This is a genomic window from Hydrogenophaga sp. PML113 (assembly GCF_001777155.1).
GTDB classification, from domain to species: Bacteria; Pseudomonadota; Gammaproteobacteria; order Burkholderiales; family Burkholderiaceae_C; genus Hydrogenophaga; species Hydrogenophaga borbori.
Window position 1 is genome coordinate 176,044 of record NZ_MIYM01000009.1, and the last position, 16,182, is coordinate 192,225.

Here is a 16,182-nt window from a genome sequence, read left to right on the forward strand (position 1 = left end):
ATTGGCTGCGCCCCCCGCCCGGAGGGGCCAAGCCCCCGGGAGGGCACCAGAGGCGCCGAATCTGGTGCATTCACCCCCCTTGGCGGGCCAGCGGGCCAGCCCCCTTGCCCACCCAACAGGCAGCCGGCGGCTACCTCGCCGGCGCCCGCCGGGGCGCCCCACCGCGCTGGCGCAGCAGCGCCAGGAAAGCCGCCCCCGCTGGAGACAGCGACTGCCCCTTGCGCTGGTAGACGAAGTACTCGCGCTGCACCGCCGGTCCGCGCAGCGGCACGAAGCGCACGCCGAAGTTGTCGGCGAAGGAGCGCGCGTACTCGGGCGCCACCAGCACGCCCCGGCCGTGCCCGGCCAGCGCCAGCGCGGTGGTGAGAAAGCCGACGTCGCTCACCGTGTTGAGCGCGAAGTCGTGGCCGTGCGCGTGCAGCCGGCGCTCCAGGTAGCGGTTGAACTCGTTGGAATAGCCGATCCAGCGCTCCTCGCGCAGATCCTTCCACGGCACGCTCGCGCGCCCGTAGGCCGGGTGCCCCTGGGGACAGACGAAGCGCAGCGGCACGTTCATGAGGAAGCTGCGCGTCACGTCGTCGCCGCTCGGGCGGTCGGGGCCGATGCCCAGCTCCACCGCGCCGTGGCGCACGGTGTCCACCACGTCGTCGGCCACCGCGTCCTTCAGGCGCACGCTGATCTGCGGGTGCTGCTCGCCAAACTCGCCGAGGATGGAGGCGACCCAGGTGCAGGCCATCATCTGCGAGGTGGCCACGCGCAGGAAACCGCGCCGCAGCGCGCGGATCTCGGAGGCGCCGTCCACCACCTGGCGCACGTCTTCCAGGATGCGCTGCGCCAGCGGCAGCAGGTTGCGCCCCGCCTCGGTGAGCGTGATGGCCGTGCGGCCCCGGTCGAACAGCTGCAGGTGCAGTTCCTGTTCGAGCTGCTGCACCAGCATGCTCACCGCCGACTGCGTGAGGTTGAGCTGGCGCGCCGCGCCGGTGAAGCTGCCGCTGTGCGTGACGGCGGCGAAGGCGCGCATCTGGCGCAGGCTGATGTTCATGGCGTGCCCCGCGATCGATGCCGGTGCATCCGCCGCGCGCGTGCACCACCATCAGGTTTCATGATTGATCTATCAAAACAATTCGCTTGGTTGATGGTAAGCCCGTTCCTAGAATGCCCGGCACCGTCCCATCTCCCTGTCGATTCTTCTCCCCTGATTCCATGCACATCGCCGTCATAGGCACCGGCATCGTGGGCGCTTGCAGCGCTGCCTGGCTGCAGCGCGACGGCCACCAGATCACCTTCGTCGACCCGCTCGAGCCGGGCGAGGCCTGCTCCTTCGGCAACGCGGGCTCGCTCTCGCCCAGCGCCTGCCTGCCCGTGGGCATGCCGGGCATGTGGCGCAAGGTGCCCAAGTGGCTGCTCGACCCGCTGGGCCCGCTGACCGTGCGCACCGGCTACCTGCCGCGCGTGCTGCCCTGGCTGGTGCAGATGCTGCGCCACTCCACGCCGCAGGAGGTCACGCGCATCGCCACCGCGCTGCAGACCCTGCTGCGCCCCATCTTCGATTGCTACGGCCCGCTGCTGGACCACGCGCACGCCAACGAACTGGTGCGCCGCACCGGCTGCCTCTACGTCTACTCCTCGCGCGAGGCCGCGGCGCAGTGGAAATGGGGCATGGACCTGCGCCGCTCGCTGGGCGTGAACCTGGTCGACGTGGAACGCGAGGAACTCGAAGAGCTCGAGCCCGACCTGAAAGGCCAGTTCCGCTTCGGCATCCTGGCGCCCGACAACGGCTCCACGCTGGACCCCTCGCAGCTGGTGAAGGCGCTGGTCCGCCAGGCCCTGCGCGACGGCGCGCGCCACGACCACCGCTCGGTCATTGGCTTCGAGCGCGAGGGCCGGCGCGTGACCGGCCTGCGCTTGGACAGCGGCGAGCCGCTGGCGGTGGACGGCGTGGTGATTGCGGCCGGCGCCTGGTCCGGCGCGCTCGCGGCGCAGCTCGGCGACCGCGTGCCGCTGGAGACCCAGCGCGGCTACCACGTCACGGTGCGCAGCTCCAACCTGAAGCTGCGCCACACGGTAATGGCCTCCGAAGCCAACCTCATGATCAACCCCATGGCCATGGGCCTGCGCCTGGCCGGCACGGTGGAGTTCGCCGGCCTAAAACCCGCGCCCAACTACGAACGCGCGCAGGCCCTGCTGCGCCAGGGCCTGCGCCTGTTCCCTCACCTCGACACCTCCGAGGTGACGCAGTGGATGGGCCACCGCCCCTGCATGCCCGACAGCCTGCCGGTGATCGACCGCAGCCGCGGCGCGGACAACGCCTGGATGGCCTTCGGCCATGGCCACATGGGCATGTGCATGGGCGCCACCACCGGCCGCGAAGTCGCGCACCTGGTGGCCGGCCGCGCCACGCAGGTGGACCTGGCGCCCTTTCGCGCGTCCCGCTTCCGTTGAGGACGGCCATGAACACGCAGTGGGCCATCGGCGTGGACATGGGGGGCACCTTCATCGACGTGGTCGCCTGCTCCAGCGACGGCGAGCTGCGCGCGCTCAAGCACCCGCGCGAAGCGGGTGAGCTGGTTCAGCCCATCCTGGGCGCGGTGCAGCGCCTGCTGGACGAACAGAAGATCGCGCCCGCGCAGGTGGCGCGCCTGGTGCACGGCTCCACCGTGGTCACCAACCTGCTGCTCGAACAGGACGCCGGCCCGGTGGCCGTGCTCACCAACGCCGGCCTGCGCGACGTGCTCGCGCTCGCGCGCCAGGACCGCCGCGACCTCTACACCCCGGTGGTGGCGCCGCCCACGCCCGAGCGCCGGCTGTTCCCCACCGAGCTGCGCTTCGAGATCCGCGGCCGCATCGGCGCGCGCGGCGAAGAGGTCGAGGCGCCGGACCGCGAGCAGGTGATGGCGATCGCGCACCAGCTGCGCGCGCGCGGCATCGCCTCGGTGGCGGTGTGCCTGTTGTTCGCCCACCTGCGGCCCGTGCACGAACAGCAGGTGCGCGACTGGCTGCTGCAGGCCGAGCCCGACCTGCTGGTCTCGGTCTCCAGCGAGGTCGACCCCAAGCCGCGCGAGTTCGAACGTTTCCTGGTCACGGCCTTCGACGCCTACAGCAAGCCCCTGGTGCAGCGCTACCTGCGCACGCTGGGCGAGGCGCTGCGCGAGCGCGGCCTGCCCGAGCCCGCGCTGATGCGCTCGGAGGGCGGCATCGCGCCCTGGCCCGAGGCCGCCTCGCGCCCCATCGGCCTGGCCATGTCGGGCCCCTGCGCGGCCCTGCAAGGCGTGGCCGCGAGCCTGCCCGCCGACGAACCGCGCGTGGTGATGTCCGTGGACGTGGGCGGCACCAGCACCGACATCGGCCTGCTCGACGGCGGCCGGCCGCTGTTCAGCGATGCGCTGCTGTGCGGCGATCTCACGCTGCGCCTGCGCTGCGCCGACGTGGAGTCCCTGCCCATCGGCGGCGGCAGCCTGGCCACGGTGAACGCGGGCGGTGGCCTGCGGCTGGGCCCGCGCTCCCAGGGCGCCTCGCCCGGCCCCGCGGCCTACGGCCTGGGCGGCACCGAGGCCACGCTGACCGACGCCCTGGTGCTGCTGGGCCGCCTGCCCGAGCGGCTGTCGGGCGGCGTGGCGCTGGACGCGGCGCGCGCGCGCGCCGCGATTCAGAAGGACGTGGCCGCGCCACTGGGCCTGGACGCGCAGGACGCCGCGCGCGCCATCGTCGCCACCGCCGCCACCGCCATGGCCGAGAGCGTGAAGATGCGCGCCTTCCAGCGCGACATCCACCCCGCCGACTGCGAGCTGGTGGCCGCCGGCGGCGGCGGCGCCCAGCACGTGGCCGAGGTGGCCGAGCTCGCGGGCGTGCCGCGCGTGCGCGTGATCCCCCACGCCGGCGTGATCGCCGCGCTGGGCCTGCTGGCCTCGCCGCCCACGCGCACGCTGGAATGGTCCTGCGCGCTGGCGCTCGACCACGAGGGCCTCGGCGCGCTGAGCGAACGCCGCGAGGCGCTGCACCGCTCGGTGCGCGAGGGCACACCGTGCTGGAGCCTGGAGCTGCTGATCGTGGGCCAGGGCAACCCGGTGGAAGTGCCCTGGGACACCGGCGACGACCTGGCCACGCTGCGCGCGCGCTTCGCCGAGCGCTACGAGTCCCTGCGCGGCCAGCTGCCTGCGCGCTTCGAGGTGCAAGCCCTGCTGCTGCGCGGCGTGTTTGAACAAACCCTGCCCCAGCCCGGCGTGAGCGCCCGGCACCTGCGCCCCGATCCCGCGCTGTGGGCCGGCTGCCCGGCCGAGGGCCTGGGCCCGCGCGCGCTGTTCGCCGCCACCACCACGGTGTGGGTGCCCGCGGGCTGGCGCTGGGCGCTGGTGGCCGACGGCGCGCTGCTGCTGTCGCGCGACGGGGCCCGGGAGCCCAGGGCATGAACCACGAGCACCTGATCCTCATGGAGCCCGTTCGGCTGGCGCTGCAGGGCATCGCCGACCGCATGCAGAGCCGCATGATGCGCGCGGCCTATTCCTCCATCGCGCGCGAGGGCGGCGACTGCGCGGCCGCGGTCTTCCTGCCCGACGGCCGCCTGCTCGCGCAGGCGCGCTCGCTGCCGCTGCTGCTGGGCTCGCTCATTCCGGCGGTCGCGGGCCTGCTCCGGCGCTGCCCCGTCGAGGCCATGGCCGACGGCGACGCCTGGCTGATGAACGACCCCTGGTCGGGCGGCACGCACCTGCCCGACCTGATCGTGGTGCGGCCGGTGTTCGGCGGCGGCGCGGTGGTCGCGCTGGCCGCGGCCATCCTGCACCACCAGGACGTGGGCGGCGTGGCGGCCGGCTCCATCCCGCCCGACGCGACCGAGATCTACCAGGAAGGCCTGCGCATACCGCCGGTGCGCTGGCGCGTGGCCGGCGCGCCCGACCCGCACATCGAGGCCCTGCTCAGCGCCAACAGCCGCACGCCCGGCAACCTGCTGGGCGACCTGAACGCGCAGTGGTCGGCCGTGAGCCTGGGCGCCGAGGAAACCGCCGCGCTGCGCGCGCGCACCGGCGCGGCCTTCGAGGCCGTGTGCGAGGCCCTGCTCGCGCAGTCCGAGCGCCTGACGCGCGAGGCCCTGCGCGCCGCGCCCGATGGCGAATGGCACTGGCGGGACCAGCTCGACGGCGACGGCATCAGCGACACGCCGGTGCGCATCGCGGTCGCCCTGCGCAAGCGGGGCGACACCCTGCACATCGACTTCACCGGCTCCTCGCCACAGACGCGCGGGCCGGTGAACGCCTCGCCCTCCAGCATGGTGTCGGCCATCCTGTTCTTCATGCGCTCGCTGGCGCCGCAGGCGCCCAACAATGCCGGCTGCCTGGTGCCAGCCAGCTGGGTGCTGCCCGAGGGCAGCGTGGTCAACCCGCGCCTGCCAGCCGCGGTGAACGCGCGCACCGCCACGCTCAAGCTGGCCTGCAACGCCCTGCTCGGCGCCTGGTCCTCGGGCGCGGCGCGCGAGCCCATGGCCGCCAACGCCGGCGTGGCCACGGTGCTCTCGCTCGGCGGCGCGCGCGCCGACGGTCAGCGCTGGCTGTTCACCGAGATCATCGCCAGCGGCGCCGGCGCCAGTGCGCGCGGCGACGGCACCAGCGGCGTGTCCACCGACGTGGGCAACGCGCGCAACACGCCGCTCGAGGTGATCGAGTCGGAAGCGCCCGTGCGCGTGCACTGCTACGCGGTCCGCGAGGGATCGGGCGGCGCGGGCCGCTTCTGCGGCGGCCATGGCGTGCGCCGGGTGTATGAATTGCTGGAAGGCCATGGCAGCGTCTCCTACCGGGGCGAGCGCCATGTCAGCCGTGCGCGCGGCAGCGAAGGGGGCGGCGACGGCGCGCCCTCGGCCGCGCGCATCGAAAGAACCGATGGACGCGTCGACGTGCTGCCCGCGAGGGCGCGCGTCGACTGGTCCGCGGGAGACAGGCTCGTCATAGAAACGGCCGGAGGAGGCGCATGGGGCGAGGCCATGCCACGCCAATGAACCCACCCACTTGAAAGAGAGATCCCCGATGAAACGTTTCGCCCTCAACCGCAGAACCCTGGTCAGCGCGCTGGCCGCGGGCACCACCCTGGGCCTGGCCGCGCTCACCCCGCTGGCCGCGGCCGCGCAGGACACCTACCCGAGCAAGGTCGTGCGCATCGTCGTGCCCTTCCCGCCCGGCGGCAGCACCGACCTGCTGGCGCGCAAGCTCGGCGAGAAGCTCGCCGCGCAATGGAAGCAGACCGTCATCGTGGACAACCGCCCCGGCGCGGGCGGCACGGTGGGCGCGGACCACGTGTCCAAGTCGGCCCCCGACGGCTACACGCTGCTGCTGGGCGTGACCGGCAGCAACGGCATCGCCGGCTCGCTGTACCCCAACCTGCCCTACGACCCGGTGAAGGGCTTCACGCCCGTGACGGCCGTGGTGACCGCGCCGCTGCTGCTGGTCAAGGGCGAGCGCGTGGCCGCCAAGACGCTGGCTGAGCTGGTGGCCGCCGCCAAGGCCAAGCCGGGCTCCATCACCTACGGCTCGCCGGGCACGGGCACGTCCATGCACCTCACGGGCGAGATGTTCGAGCTGGCGACCAAGACCGCGCTGCTGCACATCCCCTACCGCGGCAGCGCCGGCGCGCTGACCGACCTCATGGGCGGCCAGATCGACCTGATGTTCGGCGACATCCTGGTGGTGATGCCGCAGATCGAGGCCAAGAAGGTGACGCCGATCGCCGTCACCTCCAAGGAGCGCCACCCCATGTTCCCCAACGTGCCCACCGTGGCCGAGAGCGGCTACCCGGGCTTCGAGGCGCTGTCGTGGCAAGGCCTGTTCGCGCCGCCCGGCACGCCCGCGGCCATCGTCGACAAGCTCAACAAGGACGTGAACGCCGCGCTCGCCAGCCCCGACATCCAGGAGTACTTCGTCTCGCGCGGCTTCAAGCTCGGCGGCAGCGGCGCGTCTGAGTACAAGGCCTTCATCGAGGCCGAGAACAAGAAGTGGGCCACCATCGTGAAGACCGCCGGCGTGAAGCCCGACTGAGTCCCGCCCAGCGATGCCGAACAACCCGGACATCCTCCACGTCGGCCCGCCGGTTCAGCGGGCCGGCGTGGTGCAACCGATCTCGCCCGCCGTGGTGGCCGATCAGCGGCTGGTCTTCGTCGCCGGCCAGGTGCCCATGCGCAACGGCCAGCCCGCGGGCGAGGACATCGTGAGCCAGACGCACTACACGATCGACCTGATCGAGGACATCCTGCGCCGCGCCGGCTGCACGCTGGCCGACGTGGTGAAGACCACCGTGTGGCTGGTCGACGGCCAGGACTACCCCGGCTTCAACGCGGCCTACGCCGAGCGCTTCCCGGCCGCCACCGCGCCGGCGCGCTCGACCGTGATCGCGGGCCTGATCGCGCCGGTGCGCGTGGAGATCGAGGCGGTGGCGCTCAAGCCGCGGGCCTGAGTCGCACGCGACCTTGGGGCGGGCGCGCTATCATGCCCGCCCGCCATGACCGCAGCAGCCCCTCCCCCGGCGCGACGCCCCGCGCGCGAAAGCCGCCAGCGCATCCTCGCCGCCATCCGCGAAGCGGCGATCCAGGAGTTCAGCCTGCACGGCCTCAAGGGCACGTCCACCCAGGCCATCGCCGAGCGGGCGGGCCTCACCAAGCCCCAACTGCACTACTACATCGCCGGCAAGGAGGAGCTCTACGCCGAGCTGCTCGACTCGGTGATGATGGCCTGGAAGATCCCGTTCGCGCCGCCGGGCATGACCGAGCCGGCCGAGATCCTGGCCCACTACATCCGACTGAAGCTCGACCACGCCTTCGACCAGCCCACCGTCTCGCGCATCTTCACGCGCGAGATCCTGGACGGTGGCCACAACCTCGACCGCTACTGGCCCAAGGCGCGGATCTGGGTCGAAGAAGAGGTGGCCATCCTCAACGGCTGGATGGCGCGCGGCCTGATGCGGCCCATGAACGCCCACCTGCTGCTCATGCACATCTGGGCCATGACGCAGCACCACGCCGACTTCGCGCTGCAGGTGCGCGAGATCTGCGGCCAGGGCCAGCAGGCGCCGCTGGACCGCGAGGCCGTGGCCAACGAGCTGATCCCCTTCGTGCTGCGCGGCTGCGGCCTGCTGCCGGCCTGAGCCGCGCGCGGCCGGCGCCCCCCACCCCACCGTCCCCGGGTAATCCCGCCTGTGCAAGCCCTTTCTCCTCCATATACTGACCAATTGGTCAAAGTATTCGGTCAAAATTGAACGCCCCCGACACCCTGGCCCCATCGGCCACCCTTTCCGCCGACCCCACCCGGGGCGAATTCACCGTGCGCGTGGCCCGGGTGCAGCGCCACACCGCCGAGGTGAGCGGCTACCGCCTGGAGCGCTGCGACGGCCAGGCCTTGCCCGCCGCCGAGGCCGGCGCCCACATCGACCTCTACCTGCCCGGCGGCCTGGCGCGCAGCTACTCGCTCTGCGGCGAGCCGGCGCTGAGCGCCGAAGGCTATGAGATCGCGGTCAAGCGCGAGGACGCCGGCCGCGGCGGCTCGCGCGCGGTGCACGAGCACCTGCGCGAAGGCCGGCTGCTGCGCATCGGCCGCCCGCGCTGCCTGTTCCCGCTGGCGCCCCAGGCGCCGCACCACCGCCTGCTGGGCGGCGGCATCGGCGTGACGCCGCTGGTGGCCATGGCGCACGCCCTGCACGCGCGCGGCGCGGCCTTCGACCTGCACGTCTTTGTGCGCAGCGCCGAGCACCTGCCGCTGCGCGCCGCGCTGGACGCCGCGCCCTGGCGCGGGCGCGTGACGGTGCACCGCGACGACGCGCCCGCCACCCGCACCGACCCCGCCGCCCTGGTGGCCCAGGCCCCGGCCGGCGCGCACCTCTACTACTGCGGCCCCGAAGGCTTCATGGCCGCCCTGCGCGAGGCCAGCCGCGACTGGCCGGCCGAGCGCGTGCATTTCGAGCACTTCGGCGCGCCCCCGAAAGAGGCCGTGCCCGGCGCCGACGCCGGCTTCGAGCTGATCCTGGCGCGGCGCCAGCAGCGCCTGCACGTGCCCGCGGGCAAGAGCATCGCGATGGTGCTGCACGGCGCGGGCATTGCGGTGGACACGGTCTGCGAGCAGGGCATCTGCGCGTCCTGCATCACGCCCTATCTCGACGGCACGCCCGACCACCAGGACAGCTGCCTCACCGACGAGGAGCGCGCCACGCACGTGGCGGTGTGCTGCGCGCGCGCGCTCACGCCCACCCTCACGCTGGACATCTGAGCCGGCGCGAACGAGCCCCGCATGACCCCCCAGCCCCCCGTGCCCGACACCGACACGCCCGCCGCGCTGCATGGCGCGCGCCTGCCGCGCTGGCTGCTGCCCGCCGACTGGCCGACGCACGAGGGCCGGCCCGCGCTCGCGCGCCTCGAACTGGCCGACGGCCGCATCGCCCGCGTGCGCCCGCTGCCCGCCGCCGAGGGGCCCGCGGGCCAGGCGCGCTGGGACCTGCACGGCGCGCCGGTGCTGCCCGGCTTCGTGGAAGCGCACGCCCACCTCGACAAGGCCTTCATCGGCCCGCGCCTGGGCGCGGTGCGCCCAGGCCTGCTCGGCGCCATCGAGGCGATGATCGCCGACCGCGAGCGCTGGACGCGCGAGGACCTGCGATCGCGCATGCGGCGCGGCCTTCACTGGGCCTGGCAGGCCGGCACCACGCGGCTGCGCACGCACATCGACTGGTGGGACCCGCAGGCCACGCCGCTGGCCTGGGAGGTGATGGGCGAGCTTGCGCACGAATGGCGCGATCGCCTGGCGATCGAGCGCGTCGCGCTGGTCAAGCTCGGCCCCTGCGAGGACCGCGCCGTGGCGCAGGCGCTGGCCAGGCGCATCGCCGGCGACGGACCGGGCGCCCTGCTGGGCGGCTTCGTGCACAGCAGCCAGTGGAACCCCGGCGCGCTGCGCGAGCTGCTGCGCGCCGCGCAGGACGAGGGCCTGGACCTCGACCTGCACGTGGACGAAGAGCTCAACCCCGAGGCCGAGGGCCTGGCCTGGCTCGCCCGCAACCTGCGCGCCACGCGCTTCGACGGCCGCGTGGTCTGCGGCCACACCTGCGCGCTGGCGGCCCAGCCGGAATCGCGCGCACTCGCCACGCTGGACGCGGTGGCGCGCGCGCCCATCACCCTGGTGTCCCTGCCCATCACCAACCTGCTGCTGCAGGACGCCGCCACCGGCCGCACGCCGCGCCAGCGCGGCCTCACCCTGGTCAAGGAAGCGCGCGCGCGCGGCATCCCGCTGCTGATCGGCAGCGACAACGTGCAGGACCCGTTCTGCCGCGTGGGCAGCCTGGACCCGGTCGAGGCCATGCAGGCCGCGGTGCTCGCGGGCCAGCTCGACGGGGCCTTTGACCACTGGTCGATGGCCCTGTGCCGCGCCGACTGGCTGGGCCGCGAGGCAGCGGCCGCCGCGCCCGGCCTCGAAGGCCGGCCCGCCGACCTGGTGATCTTCGACCGCGCCGAGGCCACGGCCTGGCCCTCGCGCGCCGCGCGGCGCCGCGTGCTGCGCGGCGGCCGCGCCATCGACACCGACACGAGCACCGACACCAACGACAGCGGCGCCCCCGCGCGCTGACCCCGCCCCCCCCCCAGAGAACCCCACCCATGCTGCACGGCTACTTCCCCCCGCACCGCTTCCTGCCCTACCTGAGCTGGACCGAGATCACCGCCCTGCCCGACCGCGAGAACACCGTCATCGTGCTGCCCGTCGGCGCTACCGAGCAGCACGGCCCGCACCTGCCCTGCTCGGTCGACACCGTGATCGCCGCCGGCGTGATCGGCAAGGCCTTCGAGCGCCTGCCCGCCGAGGTGCGCGCCTTCGGCCTGCCGCCCATCAGCTACGGCAAGTCCGAGGAGCACCTGCACTTCGCCGGCACCATGACGCTGAGCGGCACCACGCTGCTCTCCACCATGATCGAACTCGGCGAGTCGGTCTACCGCTCGGGCTTTCGCAAGCTGGTCTTCGCCAACGGCCACGGCGGCCAGCCCCAGGTGCTGGAGATGGCCGCGCGCGAGCTGCGCCTGCGCCACGGCGACTTCGTCATCGTGCCCTTCGGCGTTTCGCGCGTACCCAACGTGTCCGGGCAGTTCATCAGCGACCAGGAGCGCAAGCAGTCCATGCACGCGGGCCATTCCGAGACCGCGCTCATGCTCGCGCTGGCGCCCGACACCGTGCACATGGAGCGCGCCGAGGCCGCCTTCCCGCCGGTCTTCCCCTCCAAGATCCTGTCGGCCGACGGCCGCCCCGCCTGCGCCTGGGTGGCGCGCGACTTCGGCCCCAGCGGCGTGATCGGCGATCCCACCACGGCCACGCGCGAGCAGGGCGAGGCCATCCTCGACAGCCTGGCCAACAGCTGGGTCCAGGCCATCACCGAGCTGCACGCCATGCAATGGGTCGTGCGCGAACAAACCACCTGGGAGCGCGGCCACCACACGGGCCACATCCAGCAGACCCTGGCCGACTGAGGCCACCCACCGATCCCGTCCCCACCACCCCCCAGCCAGAAAGGCCCGCCATGACCTCTCGCCCCCTGTTCCGCCTGCGCCGCGCGCTCGGCGCCACCGCCCTCGGCCTGCTGGGCCTCGCCGCCAGCGCGCAGGCCCAGGAGAAGTTCACCTTCATGACCAACTGGTACGCGCAGGCCGAGCACGGCGGCTTCTACCAGGCCCTGGCCACCGGGCTCTACAAGAAGCACGGCCTGGACGTGAGCCTGCGCATGGGCGGCCCGCAGGTGAACATCCTGCAGATCATGGGCGCGGGCCAGACCGACTGCATCATGGGCGCCACCGACACGCAGATGATGGTCGCGCGCAACAACGGCCTGCCCATCGTCACCGTGGCCGCGGTCTTCCAGAAGGACCCGCAGGTGCTGATCGCGCACGAGCAGGTGAAGTCCTTCGAGGACATGAAGGACAAGACCATCCTGATCGCGCCCACCGCCATGCGCGGCTACTGGTCCTGGCTCAAGGGCAAGTACGGCTTCAAGGATTCGCAGGTGCGGCCCTACACCTACAACATCCAGCCCTTCGTGGCCGACAAGAACATCGTGCAGATGGGCTATCTCTCGTCCGAGCCCTTCGCCATCCAGAAGCAGGGCATCAAGGCCAACACCTTCCTGCTCGCCGACCACGGCTACCCCCCGTACGCCAACACCATCTCCTGCATGGACAAGACCGTGAAGGAGCGCCGCCAGGCCGTGACCGCCTTCGTGCGCGCCAGCGCCGAGGGCTGGAAGGCCTACCTCGCCGACCCCAGCGCCGGCAACGCGCTCATCAAGAAGGACAACCCCAACATGACCGACGAGCAGCTCGCCTACGGCATCGGCAAGCTCAAGGAAATGGGGATCATCACCAGCGGCGACGCGCAGAAGCAGGGCATCGGCACCATCACCCGCGAGCGCCTGCTCAAGACCCACGCCTTCCTGGTGGAGAACCAGCTCATCGACCCGGCCAAGGTCAACCTCGACCAGGCCTACGACTTCGACCTGGTCCGCGACATCAAGGTCCTGCCCTGAACCGCCCCTGGCCCGCGCCGCGCCCCGGCGCGGGCCTTGTTTTTTTCCCCCGCCAACACAACCCCCACCTCACGATGACCAGCCCGCCCTCGCCTGCCGCTGCGCCCCCCGTGGCCATCGACATCCGACAAGTCCAGAAAACCTACCCCAACGGCACCGTGGCCCTGCAGCCGGTGGACCTGAGCGTGCGCGAGGGTGAGTTCGTCACCCTGCTCGGCCCCTCGGGCTGCGGCAAGAGCACGCTGCTCAAGATGATCGCGGGCCTGCTGGAGCCCAGCAGCGGCAGCCTCAAGCTCTGGGGCGAGGGCGTGAACCAGCTCGAACGCTCGGGCCACCGCCTGTCCTTCGTCTTCCAGGCGCCCACGCTCATGCCCTGGGCCAACGTGCAGACCAACGTGCGCCTGCCGCTGGACCTGGCCGGCGTGCCGCGCGCCGAGGCCGACGCGCGCGTGGCCGACGCGCTCGCGCTGGTGGGCCTGTCCAAGTTCGCCAAGGTGCTGCCGCGCTCGCTCTCGGGCGGCATGCAGATGCGCGTGTCCATCGCGCGCGGCCTGGTGGTGGAGCCCACGCTGCTGCTCATGGACGAGCCCTTCGGCGCGCTCGACGAGATCACGCGCCACAAGCTCGACGCCGACCTGCTGGAGCTCTGGCAGAAGAAGAACCTCACCGTCGTCTTCGTCACCCACTCCATCCACGAATCGGTGTTCCTCTCCAGCCGCGTGGTGATGATGGCCGCGCGCCCGGGCCGCATCGTGGAGGAATTCCGCATCGACGAACCCTATCCCCGCCGCCCCGAGTTCATGGTCAGCACCGACTTCAGCCACCACGCCAAGAACCTGCAGGACAGCCTGCACCGCGCCAGCCGCGACACCCAGGAAACCGCCGAAGAGGTGCGCGCATGAACGCGATCCATCCCCCCCTGCTCTCCCAACCGCGCGTGCAGCGCGTGCTCTACCCCTCGCTGGTCGCTGTGGTGCTGATCGCGCTGTGGCAGGCGCTGGTGGTCGGCCTGGAGTTGCCGCCCTACCTGATCCCTTCGCCGCTGCTGATGATGCAGACCCTGATCGGCGACTGGGGCACGCTGTTCGACTCGCTGATGATCACCATGAAGATCACGGTGCTGTCCTTCATCGTCGCGGTGGTGGTCGGCGTGCTGATCTCCTTCCTGTTCGTGCAGAGCCGGCTGATCGAGACCGCGCTGTTCCCCTACGCGGTGCTGCTGCAGGTCACGCCCATCGTGGCCATCGCCCCCCTGATCATCATCTGGGTCAAGCAGCCGACGGCCTCGCTGGTGGTCTGCGCCACGCTGGTCGCGCTGTTCCCCATCATCTCGAACACCACCCTGGGCCTGCGCAGCGTCGACCCCGACCTGCAGGCCTACTTCAAGATGAACCGCGCCTCGCGCATGCAGATGCTCTGGCGCCTGCGCATCCCCAGTGCCCTGCCCTATTTCTTCGGCGGACTGCGCATCTCCTCGGGCCTGGCGCTGATCGGGGCCGTGGTGGCCGAGTTCGTCGCCGGCACCGGCGGCACCAACACCGGCCTGGCCTACCAGATCCTGATGGCCGGCTACCAGCTCGACATCCCGCGCATGTTCGCCGCCCTGCTGCTCATCTCGCTGGCGGGCGTGTTCCTGTTCGTGCTCATGGCCTGGCTCACCAAGCTCGCGCTCGGCTCCTGGCACGCCAGCGAGATCGCGCAGGATTGAACACCCCCGCCGCGCTTCGCGCGACCCCCTCAAGGGGGCTGCACCTGCGGCCCGGCAGAGCCGGTTCCGCGGTGCCCTCGACGAGGCACGGCTGACGCAAGGAATCTGAATGAACGCTTCCATCCAATCGCTCCAGCAGGAGCTGCCCGATCTCGACTGGATCACCGACCCCATCAAGGTCGGCCGGCTGTCGCAGGACTTCTCCTGGTTCAGCCCCGTGCTCAAGCGCCAGCTGCTGGGCAAGCGCGGCGACATCGCCGTGCGCCCGCGCACCGAGGACGAGCTGCGCCGCCTGGCCTCGGCCTGCGCGCGCCTGGGCGTGCCGCTCACGCCGCGGGGCAGCGGCACCGGCAACTACGGCCAGTGCGTGCCGCTGCACGGCGGCGTGCTGCTCGACATGAGCGGCTACAGCCAGTTCCTGTGGGCGCGCCCCGGCGTGGGCCGCGCGCAGGCCGGCATCCGCATCGGCGACTTCGACGCCGCCGCGCGCCCGAGCGGCTGGGAGCTGCGCTGCATCCCCTCCACCTTCCGCACGGCCTCGCTCGGCGGCCTGTTCAGCGGCGGCTTTGGCGGCGCGGGCTCCATCAACTACGGCCCCATCGGCGCGCCCGGCAACATCCTCGGCGTGCGCGCCATGAGCGTCGAGGCCGAGCCCCAGGTGGTGGAGCTGCGCGGCCCCGAGGCCCTGCTGCTGCACCACCTGTGGGGCACCAACGGCCTGGTGCTGGAAGTGGAAATGGCCCTGGCGCCGGCGCATCCCTGGCTGGAGATGATCGTCGCCTTCGACGACATGGACCGCGCGCTGAATTTCGGCAACGCGCTCGCGCACGCGCCGGGCATCGTGAAGAAGAACATCGCCCTGCTGGCCGACCCGATCCCGGGCTACATGGCGCCGCTGGCCGAGCACCTGCCCCAGGGCTGCCACGCCGCGCTGCTGCTGGTGGCCGAGTTCTCGGAGGCCGCGGCGCTGCAGCTGGTGGCCGCGCACGGCGGGCGCATCACCTACCGCCGCACCGCCGATGAGGTGCAGGCCCAGCACCACACGCTGCTGGAGTACTGCTGGAACCACACCACGCTGAACGCGCTGAAGGCCGACAAGGGCCTGACCTACCTGCAGACCACCTTCACGCCCGGCCAGCACCTGGACCAGGTGCGCACCATCCAATCGCTGTTCGGCGACGAGGTGCTGATGCACGTGGAGTTCCTGCGCAGCATGGACGGCTTCACCACCTGCACCTCGCTGCCGCTGGTGCGCTTCAGCACCGAGGAGCGCCTGAACCAGATCATCCAGACCTTCCGCGACAACGGCATCCGCGTGAACAACCCGCACACCTACATCATCGAAGAGGGCAAGGTGGGCGGTGACCTGCCGCAGAGCGTGATCGACATGAAGAAGCGCTTCGACCCCGCGGGCCTGCTGAACCCCGGGAAGATGCGCGCCTGGGGTTTGCCCAACTGAAGGAAAGAGGCGACATGAGCACCGGTCAACCCATGGCCCGCTACGCCGCCGCGCGGCGCGTGGGCGACTTCGTCTTCATGAGCGGCGTGGTCGCCGTGAACCCCGCGACGCGGGAAGCCGTGCGGCGCTACGAGGACCTGCCCGAGGCCGCGCGCGCGGCGCTGCGCGCGCTGGGCTACGACACCGGGCAGATGTCGGTGGACCTCTTCGAGGCGCCCATCGTGGCGCAGAGCTGGCTGGTGCTCGACCGCATCCGCCAGCTCGCCGAGGAGCACGGCGGGCGCATGGCCGACGTGGTCAAGCTGGTGCAGTACTTCCGCCACCTGCGCGACTACGCGCCCTACAACCGCGTGCGCGGCCTGTTCTACCCGGACGAGCCGCCGGTGAGCACCGTGGTGGAGGTCTCGCGCTTCCTACCGGGCGACGAGGTGCTGGTGGAGGTGGAGGCCACGATGTACCTGCCACGCTGAGCGCGGCGGGCGTTCACGAACCGCGCGGT

15 protein-coding genes are annotated in these 16,182 nt (G+C 72.1%); 14 read left to right on the top strand and 1 reads right to left on the bottom strand.

The annotated features are described in order from the left end of the window. Positions 1-130: 130 nt before the first annotated feature. The gene (locus tag BHU06_RS17445; protein WP_070400473.1) at positions 131-1,042 is read right to left on the bottom strand and encodes a LysR family transcriptional regulator; all 912 of its coding nucleotides are present in this window, start codon (positions 1,040-1,042) and stop codon (positions 131-133) included. Positions 1,043-1,203: 161 nt separating this feature from the next. On the opposite strand from BHU06_RS17445, the gene BHU06_RS17450 reads away from it, so the two are divergent. From BHU06_RS17450 to BHU06_RS17515, 14 genes are all read left to right on the top strand, one after another. Then, positions 1,204-2,442: an FAD-binding oxidoreductase gene (locus tag BHU06_RS17450; RefSeq protein ID WP_070400474.1), complete on the top strand. Its 1,239-nt coding sequence runs from the start codon at positions 1,204-1,206 to the stop codon at positions 2,440-2,442. Positions 2,443-2,450: 8 nt separating this feature from the next. Then, the gene (locus tag BHU06_RS17455) at positions 2,451-4,406 is read left to right on the top strand and encodes a hydantoinase/oxoprolinase family protein (RefSeq protein ID WP_070400475.1); all 1,956 of its coding nucleotides are present in this window, start codon (positions 2,451-2,453) and stop codon (positions 4,404-4,406) included. Next, positions 4,403-5,983, top strand: coding sequence for a hydantoinase B/oxoprolinase family protein (locus BHU06_RS17460; protein ID WP_070400476.1), 1,581 nt, complete (start codon positions 4,403-4,405; stop codon positions 5,981-5,983). Before BHU06_RS17455 ends, BHU06_RS17460 begins: the two co-directional genes overlap by 4 nt. 28 nt (positions 5,984-6,011) lie before the next feature. Then, positions 6,012-7,016 carry a tripartite tricarboxylate transporter substrate binding protein gene (locus tag BHU06_RS17465; protein WP_070400477.1) on the top strand — a complete coding sequence of 335 codons (1,005 nt, stop codon included), beginning with the start codon at positions 6,012-6,014 and terminating at the stop codon, positions 7,014-7,016. Positions 7,017-7,029: 13 nt separating this feature from the next. Next, positions 7,030-7,431 carry a RidA family protein gene (locus BHU06_RS17470; RefSeq protein WP_070400478.1) on the top strand — a complete coding sequence of 134 codons (402 nt, stop codon included), beginning with the start codon at positions 7,030-7,032 and terminating at the stop codon, positions 7,429-7,431. A 45-nt stretch (positions 7,432-7,476) separates the two neighbouring features. Further along, positions 7,477-8,118 (top strand): TetR family transcriptional regulator C-terminal domain-containing protein, encoded by a 642-nt coding sequence (locus BHU06_RS17475; RefSeq protein ID WP_070400479.1) that lies wholly within the window; start codon positions 7,477-7,479, stop codon positions 8,116-8,118. 107 nt (positions 8,119-8,225) lie between these two features. After that, positions 8,226-9,233 carry a PDR/VanB family oxidoreductase gene (locus BHU06_RS17480; protein WP_083293292.1) on the top strand — a complete coding sequence of 336 codons (1,008 nt, stop codon included), beginning with the start codon at positions 8,226-8,228 and terminating at the stop codon, positions 9,231-9,233. Positions 9,234-9,254: 21 nt separating this feature from the next. Beyond that, positions 9,255-10,577, top strand: coding sequence for an amidohydrolase family protein (locus BHU06_RS17485; RefSeq protein ID WP_070400480.1), 1,323 nt, complete (start codon positions 9,255-9,257; stop codon positions 10,575-10,577). Positions 10,578-10,606: 29 nt separating this feature from the next. After that, positions 10,607-11,467 (top strand): creatininase family protein, encoded by an 861-nt coding sequence (locus BHU06_RS17490; RefSeq protein ID WP_070400481.1) that lies wholly within the window; start codon positions 10,607-10,609, stop codon positions 11,465-11,467. A gap of 50 nt (positions 11,468-11,517) precedes the next feature. Next, positions 11,518-12,516 (top strand): ABC transporter substrate-binding protein, encoded by a 999-nt coding sequence (locus BHU06_RS17495; RefSeq protein ID WP_070400482.1) that lies wholly within the window; start codon positions 11,518-11,520, stop codon positions 12,514-12,516. 74 nt (positions 12,517-12,590) lie between these two features. Then, positions 12,591-13,418 (top strand): ABC transporter ATP-binding protein, encoded by an 828-nt coding sequence (locus BHU06_RS17500; RefSeq protein ID WP_070400483.1) that lies wholly within the window; start codon positions 12,591-12,593, stop codon positions 13,416-13,418. Further along, positions 13,415-14,224 (top strand): ABC transporter permease, encoded by an 810-nt coding sequence (locus tag BHU06_RS17505; RefSeq protein ID WP_070400484.1) that lies wholly within the window; start codon positions 13,415-13,417, stop codon positions 14,222-14,224. Before BHU06_RS17500 ends, BHU06_RS17505 begins: the two co-directional genes overlap by 4 nt. Positions 14,225-14,333: 109 nt before the next feature. Further along, on the top strand, positions 14,334-15,683 hold the full coding sequence (locus tag BHU06_RS17510; RefSeq protein WP_070400485.1) for an FAD-binding oxidoreductase: 1,350 nt from the start codon (positions 14,334-14,336) through the stop codon (positions 15,681-15,683). Positions 15,684-15,697: 14 nt separating this feature from the next. Then, the gene (locus BHU06_RS17515; RefSeq protein ID WP_070400486.1) at positions 15,698-16,153 is read left to right on the top strand and encodes a RidA family protein; all 456 of its coding nucleotides are present in this window, start codon (positions 15,698-15,700) and stop codon (positions 16,151-16,153) included. The last annotated feature ends 29 nt before the right edge of the window (positions 16,154-16,182 follow it).

Bases quoted from the DNA above. Each gene is read 5' to 3' on its own strand.
- BHU06_RS17475 (WP_070400479.1), top strand. From the start codon at position 7,477: ATGACCGCAGCAGCCCCTCCCCCGGCGCGACGCCCCGCGCGCGAAAGC.
- BHU06_RS17445 (WP_070400473.1), bottom strand. From the start codon at position 1,042: ATGAACATCAGCCTGCGCCAGATGCGCGCCTTCGCCGCCGTCACGCAC.
- BHU06_RS17460 (WP_070400476.1), top strand. From the start codon at position 4,403: ATGAACCACGAGCACCTGATCCTCATGGAGCCCGTTCGGCTGGCGCTG.
- BHU06_RS17465 (WP_070400477.1), top strand. From the start codon at position 6,012: ATGAAACGTTTCGCCCTCAACCGCAGAACCCTGGTCAGCGCGCTGGCC.
- BHU06_RS17470 (WP_070400478.1), top strand. From the start codon at position 7,030: ATGCCGAACAACCCGGACATCCTCCACGTCGGCCCGCCGGTTCAGCGG.
- BHU06_RS17500 (WP_070400483.1), top strand. From the start codon at position 12,591: ATGACCAGCCCGCCCTCGCCTGCCGCTGCGCCCCCCGTGGCCATCGAC.
- BHU06_RS17510 (WP_070400485.1), top strand. From the start codon at position 14,334: ATGAACGCTTCCATCCAATCGCTCCAGCAGGAGCTGCCCGATCTCGAC.
- BHU06_RS17490 (WP_070400481.1), top strand. From the start codon at position 10,607: ATGCTGCACGGCTACTTCCCCCCGCACCGCTTCCTGCCCTACCTGAGC.
- BHU06_RS17485 (WP_070400480.1), top strand. From the start codon at position 9,255: ATGACCCCCCAGCCCCCCGTGCCCGACACCGACACGCCCGCCGCGCTG.
- BHU06_RS17515 (WP_070400486.1), top strand. From the start codon at position 15,698: ATGAGCACCGGTCAACCCATGGCCCGCTACGCCGCCGCGCGGCGCGTG.
- BHU06_RS17505 (WP_070400484.1), top strand. From the start codon at position 13,415: ATGAACGCGATCCATCCCCCCCTGCTCTCCCAACCGCGCGTGCAGCGC.
- BHU06_RS17495 (WP_070400482.1), top strand. From the start codon at position 11,518: ATGACCTCTCGCCCCCTGTTCCGCCTGCGCCGCGCGCTCGGCGCCACC.
- BHU06_RS17450 (WP_070400474.1), top strand. From the start codon at position 1,204: ATGCACATCGCCGTCATAGGCACCGGCATCGTGGGCGCTTGCAGCGCT.
- BHU06_RS17455 (WP_070400475.1), top strand. From the start codon at position 2,451: ATGAACACGCAGTGGGCCATCGGCGTGGACATGGGGGGCACCTTCATC.